General features: G+C 56.9%; 11 protein-coding genes and 2 pseudogenes. 11 read left to right on the forward strand and 2 right to left on the reverse strand.

Translation table 11 applies throughout. The features are described 5' to 3' along the window. The first annotated feature begins 241 nt into the window (after positions 1-241). The 6 genes and pseudogenes from QA648_RS36575 to QA648_RS36600 all read left to right on the forward strand — a co-directional run. Positions 242-1370: pseudogene (locus QA648_RS36575) on the forward strand (IS5 family transposase). A gap of 768 nt (positions 1371-2138) precedes the next feature. Continuing rightward, the gene (locus QA648_RS36580) at positions 2139-2312 is read left to right on the forward strand and encodes a hypothetical protein (protein WP_283055093.1); all 174 of its coding nucleotides are present in this window, start codon (positions 2139-2141) and stop codon (positions 2310-2312) included. Between the two features lie 152 nt (positions 2313-2464). Continuing rightward, positions 2465-2941, forward strand: coding sequence for a hypothetical protein (locus QA648_RS36585; protein WP_283055094.1), 477 nt, complete (start codon positions 2465-2467; stop codon positions 2939-2941). A 233-nt stretch (positions 2942-3174) separates the two neighbouring features. After that, positions 3175-3636 carry a transposase gene (locus tag QA648_RS36590; protein WP_283055095.1) on the forward strand — a complete coding sequence of 154 codons (462 nt, stop codon included), beginning with the start codon at positions 3175-3177 and terminating at the stop codon, positions 3634-3636. Further along, positions 3633-3989: an IS66 family insertion sequence element accessory protein TnpB gene (tnpB, locus tag QA648_RS36595; protein WP_283055096.1), complete on the forward strand. Its 357-nt coding sequence runs from the start codon at positions 3633-3635 to the stop codon at positions 3987-3989. Before QA648_RS36590 ends, tnpB (QA648_RS36595) begins: the two co-directional genes overlap by 4 nt. Positions 3990-4037: 48 nt before the next feature. Beyond that, a pseudogene (locus tag QA648_RS36600) lies at positions 4038-4226 on the forward strand (transposase); the annotation flags it as partial. A 423-nt stretch (positions 4227-4649) separates the two neighbouring features. On the opposite strand, the gene QA648_RS36605 reads toward QA648_RS36600, so the two are convergent. Together QA648_RS36605 and QA648_RS36610 are read right to left on the reverse strand one after the other, a co-directional pair. Then, positions 4650-5636 (reverse strand): IS110 family transposase, encoded by a 987-nt coding sequence (locus QA648_RS36605; protein WP_283055160.1) that lies wholly within the window; start codon positions 5634-5636, stop codon positions 4650-4652. A gap of 282 nt (positions 5637-5918) precedes the next feature. After that, positions 5919-6935: an IS110 family transposase gene (locus tag QA648_RS36610; RefSeq protein ID WP_283055075.1), complete on the reverse strand. Its 1017-nt coding sequence runs from the start codon at positions 6933-6935 to the stop codon at positions 5919-5921. Between the two features lie 317 nt (positions 6936-7252). Between QA648_RS36610 and QA648_RS36615 the strand changes: the two genes are divergently transcribed. The 5 genes from QA648_RS36615 to QA648_RS36635 all read left to right on the forward strand — a co-directional run bounded on the left by QA648_RS36615 (position 7253) and on the right by QA648_RS36635 (position 12985). Next, complete coding sequence (locus tag QA648_RS36615; RefSeq protein ID WP_283055097.1) at positions 7253-7642, forward strand: transposase; 390 nt, start codon at positions 7253-7255, stop codon at positions 7640-7642. 29 nt (positions 7643-7671) lie between these two features. Beyond that, entirely contained in the window at positions 7672-8028 is a 357-nt protein-coding gene (gene tnpB, locus QA648_RS36620; RefSeq protein WP_283055098.1) for an IS66 family insertion sequence element accessory protein TnpB, read from the forward strand. 48 nt (positions 8029-8076) lie between these two features. After that, positions 8077-9648 (forward strand): IS66 family transposase, encoded by a 1572-nt coding sequence (locus QA648_RS36625; RefSeq protein ID WP_283055161.1) that lies wholly within the window; start codon positions 8077-8079, stop codon positions 9646-9648. 711 nt (positions 9649-10359) lie between these two features. Beyond that, entirely contained in the window at positions 10360-11046 is a 687-nt protein-coding gene (locus QA648_RS36630) for a response regulator transcription factor (protein WP_283055099.1), read from the forward strand. Between the two features lie 10 nt (positions 11047-11056). Further along, positions 11057-12985: an ATP-binding protein gene (locus tag QA648_RS36635; RefSeq protein ID WP_283055100.1), complete on the forward strand. Its 1929-nt coding sequence runs from the start codon at positions 11057-11059 to the stop codon at positions 12983-12985. The last annotated feature ends 297 nt before the right edge of the window (positions 12986-13282 follow it).

Consider the following 13282-nt stretch of genomic DNA (forward strand, 5'->3'; position numbering starts at 1 on the left):
GAAACCAATTTTAGGATGCTCTCCGAGGCCGTTCAAGCATGGTATCGCTTTTAGGAAGTCCAGCCCGAAGATACGGTGTCATACGCACTATGCTCGGCTGCCCTTGAATTTTTCAGCGGCGGGTACCGCACGCTCGACGATCTTTCGATGGTCTCTATAGGAACTTGGACGCCTCTAAAAACCTCCCCTTCAGCCAATTTTCGTGATCAATCCGGCTTGCGTGATTTGCAGGGATCGGATGATGCGCGGGCAGCCAGGCTTTTGGGATTTGGACGAGCGTTACGAGCTGCTGAGTGCGGTCGGCGACCCTCTGGAGAAGCTTCACAGCATCATTCCCTGGCCTGCGTTTGAGAAGCCGTTGGCCAAAGCGCTGAAGCGTTCCGACGGATCGAAGGGCGGGCGTCCGCCGTTTCCGGCTGTGCTGATGTTCAAGATCCTGGTGCTGCAGGCGCTCTACAATCTCTCCGACGAACAGGCCGAGTTCGTCATCCAGGATCGATTGTCATTCATGTCTTACCCGACAGGCGATGCACGCATCGCCGATAGGGCGGTTTCTCGGGCTCGGCCTTTCCGGCAAGGTTCCGGATGCTAAGACGATCTGGCTGTTTCGCGAAAGCTTGGTGCGGGCCGGTGCCATCGACAATCTGTTCGTCCGTTTCGACAAGCATCTCTCACGGTCGGGCTACCTAGCCAAAGGTGGTCAGATCGTTGATGCAACGATCATCCAGGCTCCCAAGCAGCGCAACAGCCAGGACGAGAAAGACGCGATCAAGGCGGGTGAGATCCCGGACGAGTGGAAGGACAAGCCCGCCAAGCTCGCGCAGAAGGATCGGGATGCGCGTTGGACGGTGAAGTATTCCAAGGCAAAGCAACCGACGGAAACGCCGACATCAGCCGCGACCCGGCAGCATGACATCGCCATTCCGATGTTTGGTTACAAGAACCATGCCGGCATCGACCGGGCGCATGGGTTCATCCGGGGATGGACGGTGACGAGTGCGGCCGCCCATGACGGCGCTCAACTCAGGAACGTCGTCGCAAAGGACAATACTGCCTCGACCGTCTGGGCCGACAGTGCCTATCGCTCGAAGACCAATGAGGAATGGCTGAAGCAAAATGGCCTAAAGTCGGACATCCACCAGCGAAAGCCGAAGGGCAAACCAATGCCGGAAACGATGTCGCGGGCAAACGGGCGACGATCGAAGATCAGATCCGCCGTCGAGCATGTCTTCGCCAGGCAAAAGGACAAGATGAAGCTCTTCATCCGCACGATTGGCATCAACAGGGCGACGGTAAAGATCGGTATGGCCAACCTCGCCTACAACATGCTCCGCTACGTCTTCCACGAAGGACGCCGTGCGGCCATATGACCCCGGCTGTCCCGAAAGGGCGGCGACACCACGAAATCCAGCATGATATCGGAGGCGAAAGCCGCCAACACACATCAGGACGCGCCGCCCATCACCAATTCACCGGTATTTCGAGGTCTCCACTTGCGTAGGTACCCTACGGCGTACCGTTGTCCGTGCGCAGGAATTGATCCTCCGTCAAGACGCCGGCATTCAGGAATTTTCCCACCAATCCTGTCACTGCCGGTCGGCAACGCATGTGCGCAGCCTGTCCATGAAATGGTGGCGATTGATGTTATCGAAACAGCCTTTTATGCCGCCTTTTGGTGCCGTCGACTATGGATCAGTTACACTTAAGGTTGCCGCTAAGATACTCGTCGAATCCAGGCGAATTCACAATGAGACGTTCGTCTGTGATTAAGGTCGACAGTCGTCTAGCGACATGCATTATGGAGCCGCATGGACTGCCTTTCGCGCGGGGGCCGCAGTTTTGATAGCTCTGTCTCGACACTCGTTCAATGAGTCTCGCAGGACATGACGGATGTGCCAGAATCCCAGTCACAGCCCCAGGTCTTATTGTAGTCGTTCACCGCAAAGTGGCATTCCTGATGGAGGGTGTAGCTTCCATTGCCAGAGTTGGTGACCTCCATCCGACTTGTTCGTCCGCCAGCAATTGAGCATCTACCGCTCACCTCCCCCATGAAGCCGCCCTTGCTAATTCGTTCCTGAGCGTAGGCTGCCGTTGATAACGAAATCGCCAATAAAGACAGTGTCAAGCACCTGTATTTCATGGAAGTTTTTTCCTCGAATTGGATGGCTTTTGAAGCGGCGTTGGCTCGCTTGCCGCTTGATTATGGTCGACGCAAACAATTGTCGCCTCCCCCGATCGGGGGAGGCGTGTTCGAGTTTCTCGGTATTAAATTCGGCAAGCGCATCCACCCCAGCATGATATTGATGGTCTAGTTGGTGGCCCGAAAATAGCTTGGAATTATTTGGGAGAGGTCATGAGATTGAAGACTGTTGGGGCTGCTTTTCTCCTCTTGTCTTGCGGAGACGCGTGGGCGCACGAATGCAATTGGGAAAAGAAAATCGGAAGTTGCTAAGGCGGCGTGCGCTTGGACCGATCCTATGGGTCAAAGCCAAGTTATGGCGCGGAATATACTGTCAATTCCAGCGTCGAATGTTCAAGGGTGTACTACTATATCGAAAATACTGCAAATATCGCAGTATTTGAAAATGAAACATGGATCTCCGAAAGTACTTTTGGCACCAAGCCAGCCTCTCAAAGCACTTTCACCTACCACAGTTGTGATGCCTTTGAAATCAAGGGCGAGCAGGCCTGTCAATCCCGCGCAAGTCTTCAAGAAGCGGCGTCGAAAGAACAGGAGCTCATGACGACAAATTCTGAACATTTGGGCATGGCCATAAAAAATAGGGACGACGAGGCAAACTCCGCCAATCCGCATAGGGACTACATTGCGCAAATGGGCGCCTTCATTCAAAAATGGTCCCCTGAGATTGAAAAAGACAGACAGGTCTTAGATAACATCAACAAATGCTTAGGCGACAGAAACTGCGTATGCGACGAATAGAATTGATCGAATCTCTCGATGCGTGTTCTTGTCGTTATGGATCTGTCGGTCGATGTATTGGATAACGGTCGAGCATTGCGGCTCGTCCTTGAAGTCGGTATGCGAGAGCGATCTCGCAGATTTCCGTAGCCGTGGTAGTCACGTCGATTGTTCGTGAGCGCAACGAACAGCCCACCTTTTCTTTCGTGATCTGAGCCGCGAGATAGGCTCGTTGATCGATAGGAGCGTGACGGATGGTTGGAGACCGCGCTAATGCCATGCTTGAAGCCATGGATGAAGCCAGGCACGAGGGCGATTACCGGCGAATCGAGGTGATTACCGGTAGGCGCCGGCGTCGGGATTGGAGTGACGAAGAAAAGGCGCTTATTCTGGCGGAGAGTTCGGAGCCTGGCGTGAACATCTCGGCCGTTGCGCGGCGGTGGAGCGTCAATCGAGGCCTCCTGAACACGTGGCGGCGGGAAGCAGGATTGATCCGCCGGCGACCCGAGCACGGCAGTACGCGGCAGGCAACGTTTGTACCGGTGACGGTGGTTGGCGATGCAGCGTCGTCCCCGCAAATCTCGCTTTCGAATGTTGTCGACACTGCCGCCGGTCGTATTGAGATCGAGCTTGCTGGTGCGCGCATGACGGTTATTGGCTCGGTGGCGCCCGAGTTGGCGCAGGCGATGGTGGCGGCGTTGCGAGGGCGCCGGTGATCGGACTTTCACCAAGCGGTGTGAAGATCATGGTTGCGACGCAGCCTGTCGACTTCCGGCGCGGCATGAATGGGCTTGTGGCCTTGGTGGCGTCAGCGCTTGCGGCCGATCCTTATTGTGGGGACGTGTTTGTGTTCCGCGCCAAGCGCCTCGATCGTCTTCGCTGCATCTATTGGGATGGCTCCGGCATGATCCTGGCAACGAAGTGGTTGGAAAGCGGAAAGTTCGTTTGGCCGCCGATCCGCGATGGCGCTATGCAGATGAGTGCCCAAGAGTTCTCGCTTTTGCTGGCCGGCATTGACTGGACGCGCGTCAAACGAAACGCGGTGAGGAAACCCTCAAAAGCAGGCTGATCCTATTGGTTTTGCTTGAAGATTCAGGCCCAAATGGTAGGGTCTGTCATGCCGCTTCGACCCGATCCCTTGCCCCAGGATGCTGCGCAATTGACCCGGATCATTCTCTCGCTTGACGAAGAGAATGCCGACCTCAAGGCGCGCGTGGCCTTCCTTGAGCGCCAACTCTTCGGGGCGAAATCGGAGAAGATGACGGTGCTCGATCCGACGCAGGCAATGCTCGATCTTGGCGATCTAAGGTGAGCGTGACGAACAACCCACCTTTCCTTTTGTGATTGAGGCCGCGAGATAAGCTCCTTCATCGATAGGAGCTGAATGGAATGGTTGTCTAATCGCATTGCCTTAGTCAAGGCGTCTGGGCATTGATGCATCATCACCGTGTTGCAGAACAGGCAACGCGGCGTAAATTGATTGGTTGGATCGACCCTTAGCCGCCTGTTCTTCGAGAGCTGTCCAGTGCTGGGAGCAGGGTTGTCTCCGCGGTCGACATAGAGTCGCCGCATAATGGGTTTTCGCAGGTAGGATCTTCCTATGTTGGAGGCGCAGTCTCAATGAGCTGCAGCCATTCAAGCGGAATGATCTAACCACGTCCACAGCAGGGACGCCCAGTGCCTCAAATCGGGTTTGACGCGCTGAGGTGAGAAGGCCGGCCCTTTTCGCCTATGCGGTGGTGCCGGCCAATGCGTTGAACACCTCTCCTGTCTTGAGCATGCTGTGCATGATGACCGCAAGCTTTCGCGCGACCGCCACCGCAGCGCGCTTGAAGCCGAGCCGCTCACGCAGCTTAAGCCCCCAGCTTTTGAGACCGCTGTCGCTCCTGGCACTGGTTCTCGTGAGGAGCACCATCGCGGCTTCATAAAGCAATCCCCGCAAATGGTTGTCACCTCTTCGAGAGATATGGCCGTCATAGTCGACCTCGCCTGATTGATAGCGCCGAGGTGTCAATCCGAGCCAAGCGCCAACCGAGCGCGATGTTCTGAAGTTTCCGGGATCTTCAATCGCTGCGACGTAGGAGACTGCTGTGACGGCGCCGATGCCCGGTATCGTCATCAAAAGCTTTGTCGCCTGACTTTGCCGCGCCGCTGCGAGCAGTTGGCGGTCAAGATCAGCCGCGCGTTTGCGGATGTCTCGCCACGCATCGAGCAGAGGCAAGATAATCCGTGCGAGGTTGTCATTCCCAGCTAGAAGCTCTCTCACATTGCCATCGAACGCCCGACCTGTTCCTTTAGGGACGAGGAGACCGAACGTCTTCATTAGGCCGCGGACCTGGTTGCTCAGCTGGGTTGAGACGCTCAGTAGCTGATTTCGAGCCCCGATTAAGGTGCGCGTAAGCATGCTGTCGAACGCTTTTACCCGGACCACCTTGTAGAAGCCGGCTTCAGCCAACTGGGCCAACCCATCCGCATCATTGGCGTCAGTCTTGTTGAGCGTCTCGTTCAATACCTTTTGCGCATGCCGCGTTTCAATGCAGATCGCGGGAACCCCCTCGGCCATCAGCGCATGATAGAACCACGTCGAAAGCGGCCCTGTCTCGAATAGAACGCGCTTGGCGTGCGGGGCATGTTTGCGGATCATCTGCGCTAAAAGCTTTGGGTCAGAAGGGCATTTTCCCCGCCATATCCGCTGCCCGTCCTGTCGGATTGAGATTGCTGTATCTTCTGTGGTTGCCGCCCGTGGGGCAAGAAGTTTCTAACCCAAATATGCGAGTGATCGAGTGCGGTCTTCTGTCAGGCCTTTAAATGCGGCATGTCAAAAGCCGCTGGCCGGTATGGTGATCTGCGGATAAGGCCCAACTCTTTCAAACGAGCTCAGATGCTCAAGATACTACACTGGTTTTCCTGATCCAGATCTGTTCGATCATTTTGCCCATTCGGGTCGTCGCCTTCTTACTCCCTCTTTATCCGAAACCAAGCAGCAGTGGCATATCGATCATGCAACGGCTGCCTGTGTCGGAACTCGATAATCCTCATTTTTCGTGAGCACGGCCCAAATCGTACGCGCCATTTTGTTGGCCAATGCTATCGCAACAAGCATTCGTGGCTTTCGCGCGGCAATGCGCGCGAGCCATGAGCCTTCAATGATCGCTTTGCGGGTCAGCCAGGTTAGGCGCGACATCGCGCCAATGATTAGGAGTCGGCGGATATCAGCTTGGCCCGCCTTAGAAATGCGTCCGAGCCGCTCTTTTCCACCGGAGGAGAATTGGCGCGGAACAAGACCTAGCCATGCGGCAAAGTCGCGCCCGCACCGAAAGCTCTCCATGGGCGGGGCAAAGGCCTCAACAGCCAGGGAGGTCAACGGGCCGACACCTGGAATTGTTTGTAGTCGCCGCGCTGTGTCGGCTTCAGCCGCCAGCGCCTTGATCTTCACTGTTCGTGCATCGATGCGGACCGTCTTCTCGGCAATCTGGTCCATCAGGTCGCGACACTCCTCGCGCATCAAATTTGGCAAGTCGCTATTTGGGTCATTGAGGATCTCATCAACGCGTTTCAACTGATGCATTCCCTGCGCAATAACATAGCCATATTCATAGAGGCAGCCCCTGAGTGCGTTGGCCAGTTCTGTGCGCTGATGCACAAGGCGCTCTCGAGCGCGAAACAAAATTGCCCTGCTTTGTTGCTCGGCAGACTTTGGATCTACGAAGCGCATTTCAGGTCTCTGAGCCGCGATTACGATCGCTTCGGCATCTGCCGCATCGTTCTTCTGACGCTTTACAAAAGGCTTGACGTAATGCGGGGCGATCAACTTCACCTCGTGGCCATACCTGCTCATCTCGCGGGCCCAGTAATGCGCGCTGCCACAGGCTTCCATCACGACCACCGCTGGAGGCTGCTCGGCCATAAATTTGGCAAAACTCCCCCGTGACAATTTCTTCCGGAACTTCAGCTCCCCAGTCATCGACGCACCATGAAGCTGAAAAGCCGTCTTTGCCAAATCCACCCCGATCATTGTATCTTTCGTCACGGTTGCCGTCCTTTCCGCTCAGTGGCTGTAAACACCACTATCCTGGCACATTGCGATGCCGTCTGGGGAGGGCGGCAACCACTCCATCTTTCAACGAAACGTCGAGCCCTATATATTGGTCCATGGTTGCCTCCACTTGATGTTTGGGCCCGGTGCCAATCGTGAGCCCGTTTTTCCATCTTATCGGGGGCAACCACCCCCGCCAGCCATCATTTTTTAAAAAGGGGCCCGGGACGATCGCGCCGCGATTACCCCATGTTGGAGATCGCGCTGAAGCCATGCTTGAAGTCATGGATGAAGGCATGCATGAAGCCAGGCATGAGAGAAACTATCGTCGGATCGAGGTGATCACCGGTCGGCGGCAGCGGCGGAATTGGACTGACGAGGAGAAGGCTCGGATCCTTGCGGAGAGCGCAGAACCTGACGTGAACATCTCGGCGGTTGCCCGGCGCTGGGGCGTCAATCGCGGCTTGCTGAACGTCTGGCGTCGGGACGCTGGGCTGACCTCTCAACGAACCGCGAAGGCCGGCGCACAGCAGACGATGTTCGTGCCGGTGACGGTGGTTGGCGATCGAACGCCTCCCGGAAGCTCGCCGTCGGATGTCGCCCACTTGGCCGCAGGTCGAATTGAGATCGAGATTGCTGGCGCGCGCATGACGGTTATCGGCTCGGTGGCGCCCGAGTTGGCGTAGGCGATGGTGGCGGCAATGCGAGGACGCCGGTGATCGGAGTTTCGCCAAATGGCGTGAAGATCATGATCGCGACGCAACCTGTCGACTTCCGGCGCGGGATGAACGGGCTTGTGGCCTTGGTGGCGTCAGCGCTTGCAGCCGATCCCTATTGTGGCGACGTGTTTGTGTTCCGCGCCAAGCGCCTCGATCGACTTCGCTGCATTTACTGGGACGGATCAGGCATGATCCTGGCAACGAAGTGGTTGGAAAGCGGAAAGTTCGTTTGGCCGCCGATCCGCGATGGCGCGATGCAGATGAGTAGCCAGGAGTTCTCGCTTTTGCTCGCCGGCATTGACTGGACGAGGGTCAAACGAAACGCGGTGAGGAGGCCCTCAAAAGCAGGCTGATCCTATTGGTTTTGCTTGAAGATTCAGACCCATATGGTAGGGTCTGTCCTGCCGCTTCGACCCGATCCCTTGCCCCAGGATGCTGCGCAATTGACCCGGATCATTCTCTCGCTCAACGAAGAGAATGCCGACCTCAAAGCGCGTGTTGCCTTCCTTGAGCGCCAACTCTTCGGGACGAAATCGGAGAAGATGACGGTGCTCGATCCGACGCAGGCAATGCTCGATCTGGGCGATGTAAGCGACACTCCCGTTGCTGCCAATGACGATGTCGCGCCGGTCGATGACAACAAAACGCAGGCGCGGAGATCGCCAGCCCGCAATATCGGCCGTTTGCCCAAACACCTTCCGCGGTATGACGAGGTCATCGAGCCGGAGAGCAAGACTTGCCCCTGCTGTTCGTTCGAACTTCATTGCATCGGCACGGGCGTCAGCGAGGCACTCGACATCGTGCCCGCGATTGTCCGGGTCAAACGGACGATCCGGCCGCGCTATGCATGCCGGGCTTGCGAAAGTGTTGTTGTGCAGGCGTCCGCACCGGCACGCGTCATGGACGGCGGCATGGTGACCACGGCGTTTGCCGCGCATGTCGCCGTTTCGAAGTTTGCTTGGCATCTCCCGCTTAATCGCCAGGCGCAAATGCTGGCCTCCTGCGGCGTCATCATCGATCGCGGCACGCTCGGCGCCTGGGTGACGCGGGTCGCCTGGTGGCTCGAGCTTCTCTATGATGAGCTGCTTGCCTTCATCCGCTCGCAGCCGCGGATGTTCTGTGATGAGACGCCGTTGCCGCGGCTTGATCCGGGGCGCAAACGCACCAAGCTTTGCCAGTTATGGGCCCAGGAGGTCGACGATCGGCCATGGAATGGTCCGGCGCCGCCGGCGGTTGCTTATATCTTTGCCGAAAGCCGCAGTGCGCGCGAGATCGAGGGGCAATTGTCGTCGTTTACCGGCGTGCTGCAAGTTGATGGATACCAAGCCTATAAAACCATGGTCAAACGACGCGGCAAGAGCAATGTTGCCCCCATGCGGCTGGCCTTCTGCCTGGCCCACGCCCGGCGAAAGTTCGTTGATGTCGTCAAACTAACCGGCTCTTCGGAGGCCTTGTCGATCCTTGCCAGGATTGCCGAAATCTATCGCATCGAGGCAAACCTACGAGGGGAAGATGAAGATACCCAGCTTAGCGGCAGGCGTCGTGAGGCGGCTCCCATCATGAGGGAGCTGAAGATCCATCTCACCGAACTGAGCGACGAGGTGTCGTCGAAATCGGCGCTTGGCAAGGCAGTCACTTACATGCTCAACCACTGGGGCGGCCTGACAGCCTTCCTCGATGGTGGCCGGATCGAGGTGGACTCCAACGTCGTCGAGCGTTCAATGAAATCGGTGGCCTTGACGAGAGAGAACTCATTATTCGTGGGCAACGAGCGGGGTGGCCAGACCTTCGCGGTCCTGGCATCGCTCGTGAACACGGCGAAGCTTAACGGCGTGGACCCCGACGCCTGGCTTGCCGATGTGCTGGAATGCATCATCTCCGGCGAAGTCAAAGCCAACGAAATGGAGAGCCTTTTGCCTTGGGCCTGGAAGGCGGAGCGGAGGAGCCCTTGTCATCGGCAATTTCGGCTCTGACAATCCCTCACGCCCCTACATGGAAATCATCGGGCAGTGGTTTCTTATACATAGAGATATCGAAAACCTTAGATCCCTGTGCTTCGATGTCCAATTCGACGCCTGTGAGGTCTCGGTGTTTTCCGACGAAACCGGGGTCAATCTGTTTCTCCGCCTTGCCAAGCCGCGGGAAGTGCCATGTACGGCTGACCACGCTTCAGAGCATATGCGGCAGGAAGCGTGAGAGGGAAAGACGATGCGCGTGACAGCAACGATATTTTCATTTCCGCCATGGCGATGCCGGTTGTCCAGATGCCGTCCATCGCGCTCGCTGCAACGATCGTCGCGTTGGGGCCATCCAAACCTACTGACGTGGAGTTTCAAGGGTAGAAGACTATCCATTGCAGCATCAGACGATACTTAGTGCAAACGGTATGTGCATCACCGTTCAGAACGTTGGAAGATGGGGCGGCAGCGCGAAATCTACAATGCGCTCGAAACTTGAGTTCAAGCAGTTTCCTCGACAATCCGATCATCAGCGTCTGACCGCAGAGGCTACCAGGGCGCATAAGCTGCTGTGATGATCGAAAGGATCGGCATTGGGTAGGAGGACCCTTGAAGCGCCATAAACTTCGTAGGAACGGCCTTTGATGAAAATCTGCGTTGAAATATTGTTGCGCCGGCGCGAAAGTCTCATTCAGGCTACTTTGGGCAATCCTCAGGGAGGGAACGATGCGACTCTTCGTGGTTGAAGACGATCCGTATTGGCAGCAAGCGATTGAGGCCATTGTCAGCCATCGGCCCGAATTCCGCATTGTCGCCCTTTGTAGCAATCTTCGCCAGGCGTTGCGCAGTATGCGGACGGAGCTCTTCGATCTGATGATCGTCGATCTCGGTCTGCCCGACGGATCAGGCATCGAGGCTATCCGAGCAGCGAGGCAATATCAGCCAGACGCCGATATCCTCGTCGCGACGGTCTTTGCTGACGAGGCAAACGTTGTTGCCGCAATCTTTGCCGGAGCGACGGGATACCTGCTGAAGGAGAGCACGCCAACGCAATGGAGCGCTGCGATTGACGATCTGCGAGCAGGACACTCGCCCATCGATCCGAAAATCGCTCGTCACATTCTCGCTGCCGTGCAACGGCGAACGTCCACGGCTCAGCTCTCTCCCAGAAGCGATCTCCGTCCATCTCCGGTAAACGCGGTTGCAGGTGGTTTCGAAGATCCAAAACTGTCGCCGCGTGAGATTGAAGTGCTCCAACTCGTCGCCAAGGGATTTACGCTTGTTGAGGTTGCTCGCTTTCTCAAGCTATCTCCGCATACGACGCGTTCGCACGCAAAGGCGATCTACCGAAAGCTCGAAGTCAACACGCGTGGAGAGGCCGTCTTCGAAGCCTCCCTTCTCGGGCTCATCTGAACAGGCGAAAATGGAAATATCGACGAACGCGCCCGTCCTGCAGCCCACAAGCCGGCATTTGGCCCTTGTTGCAATCATTATCGCTGTCGTGGCCATCATTCCGCTAGCGGTCGTGCAGATGATGCCGTCTCTCGCCCTGGCCAAATGGCGTCTCGACGAGGCGACGCTCACGCTGCTTTCCCCGGACGATACCCCGGTTCGCGGTGGAATCTCCGGGGAGCCTTCGGAGGCTGCATCGATCAGCCTGCCTGACGCATGGAACAAGACCCATCCCGACTTTGGTGGCATCGGGCGTTACCGCTTCAAAGTGTCCTTGGACCAGAACGTAATCGCCGACCGGGCTCTCTACATTCCCCGTGTCAGCAATCGCTGTGTCATCATAGTCAATGGCGTCCCGCTCGCCGGACTTGCCAGCGGCGACAGTGCTTCCTGGCGTTGGAATCGACCCCTCTATCTTATGATTCCTGCCGACAAACTCCATCCTGGCGACAACGAGATCATCATATCGGTCACCGGCGTGGCAAACAGCAGAGCGGGGCTTTCGGAGAGTTTCTTCGGACCACGGGATGCGCTTCATCAGGCCTATCGCCTCCGATGGTTCTTTCAGGTCGACTTGTTATGGATCGCCAATCTGACGGTCATCGTGCTTGCCATTCCATTGCTGTTCAGCTGGCTCCGCGATCCGGCCGGTTCGGTCAACTACGGATTATTCGGCGCCGGCTCGATGCTGTTCGGGCTGCGCAACTTTCACGGTTTTCTCGATTTCCTTCCGATGTCAGTCGAGTATTGGTGGCCGCTCGTCAGTGCCACCCTGGGCTGGTCCCTCAGCTTCATTTGCGTCTTTTTGCTGCGCTTTTCCGATTGTCGCTGGCGCAGGTTCGAAACTGCGCTAGCGGCATTCACCGTTGCTGGGTCGATCGTTCTCTTTCTCTTGCCGACCGGTCGCTTCATGGCGCTGTCGCCATGGCTCTGGTATCTTCCGCAGGTCCTGATCGGCCTGTTTTGCGTTGGCGTATTTACTCACCGCACGATCTCGAAGCCGACGCTCCATCGGGTCGTCCTTTTGATCGGCGTTCTGGCACAGATCGGACCTGCTATTCATGATGTCCTTTGGATTGGAGGTTTTGGCTCTTTTTCGAGCGTACTCTGGATGGCGCTGAGCTTTCCTGTCACTCTGATCCTCACGAGTGTGCTTCTCGCTGACGATATGGCGCGGACCAGAGCAACACTCAGCGGCGTGAACAAGATTCTCGAAGCACGCGTTGCTGCTGCCCGCCAGGATCTCGAAATGGTCTATGAGAGCAGGCGGATCGCGGAACGGGAAGCTATCGGTGCGGAGGAAAGGTTGCGGCTGATGCGCGACATGCATGACGGTGTCGGCACGCGGCTATCCCTGCTGCTGAGTGGTCTGACACGAGGCGAAATTTCGGCGATTGAGGTCGAGCATGCCGTGCGCGCGTCGCTTGAAGAGCTTCATCTGCTCCTCGATGCGCGCGGTCCCAGCACTACGACGCTGATCGACGCACTGGCAAACCTCCGCTATCGGCTAGGTCCGCGTTTGACGGCGGTCGGTGTCGAAACGCGCTGGGAAATCGATCCGGGCGCAGAAAATCTCACGCTTTCCGCCGAGGCGACCCTGCATGTGCTTCGCATCATACAGGAATGCATCACCAACTCCGTCCGGCACGGACAGGCAAGGGTCGTAACCCTCAGGCTCGCATGTCCCGACAAGGCTCAAGAGCCAAGCGCAAGTGATGCGAAAGTGGAGTCTTGCGTCGTAATGGTAATCGATAATGGGATAGGCATTGAAAATGCTACGGCCGCCACAAAGGGTGGAGGGCGCGGCCTCGTTAACATCAAAGCAAGGGCCGACGCCCTTGGCGGGACGTTCACGCTATATTCCAATGCGGCAGGAACAGTGGCGCGCCTGAGCTTGTAGGCCATCCGTCCGGCGATCTATCTCTCGACCATGGCGGTGTGCGGGCAGCATAGCGGCAAACCCGCAATGGAATATGCGGCGGCGAGATCGGTCGGCGTCCCAAACGTCTCGGTCTCGTCGTGACCGATCCGGAATCTAGCTATTTGCCGCATTCGTCGACTGGAATTTCAAGAAGGACGCTTTTGCCGACCCCATCAGCCGCAACGGTATTTCAGGCTCGAGTCCGGTTCGATCATGGAGCATGCCGCAACGAAAATAATTTGCGATCTATCTCATAGGATCCGCCGGGTGTGATCG

Origin of the sequence: Rhizobium sp. CB3171, from assembly GCF_029714265.1 — a bacterium.
In the GTDB taxonomy this organism is placed as follows: domain Bacteria; phylum Pseudomonadota; class Alphaproteobacteria; order Rhizobiales; family Rhizobiaceae; genus Rhizobium.

What these genes read in the sequence shown, in the direction of transcription:
- QA648_RS36610 (WP_283055075.1), bottom strand. Translation starts at nt 6,935, where the DNA reads ATGATCGGGGTGGATTTGGCAAAGACGGCTTTTCAGCTTCATGGTGCG.
- QA648_RS36590 (WP_283055095.1), top strand. Translation starts at nt 3,175, where the DNA reads ATGGTTGGAGACCGCGCTAATGCCATGCTTGAAGCCATGGATGAAGCC.
- QA648_RS36615 (WP_283055097.1), top strand. Translation starts at nt 7,253, where the DNA reads ATGCATGAAGCCAGGCATGAGAGAAACTATCGTCGGATCGAGGTGATC.
- QA648_RS36630 (WP_283055099.1), top strand. Translation starts at nt 10,360, where the DNA reads ATGCGACTCTTCGTGGTTGAAGACGATCCGTATTGGCAGCAAGCGATT.
- QA648_RS36580 (WP_283055093.1), top strand. Translation starts at nt 2,139, where the DNA reads ATGGAAGTTTTTTCCTCGAATTGGATGGCTTTTGAAGCGGCGTTGGCT.
- QA648_RS36635 (WP_283055100.1), top strand. Translation starts at nt 11,057, where the DNA reads ATGGAAATATCGACGAACGCGCCCGTCCTGCAGCCCACAAGCCGGCAT.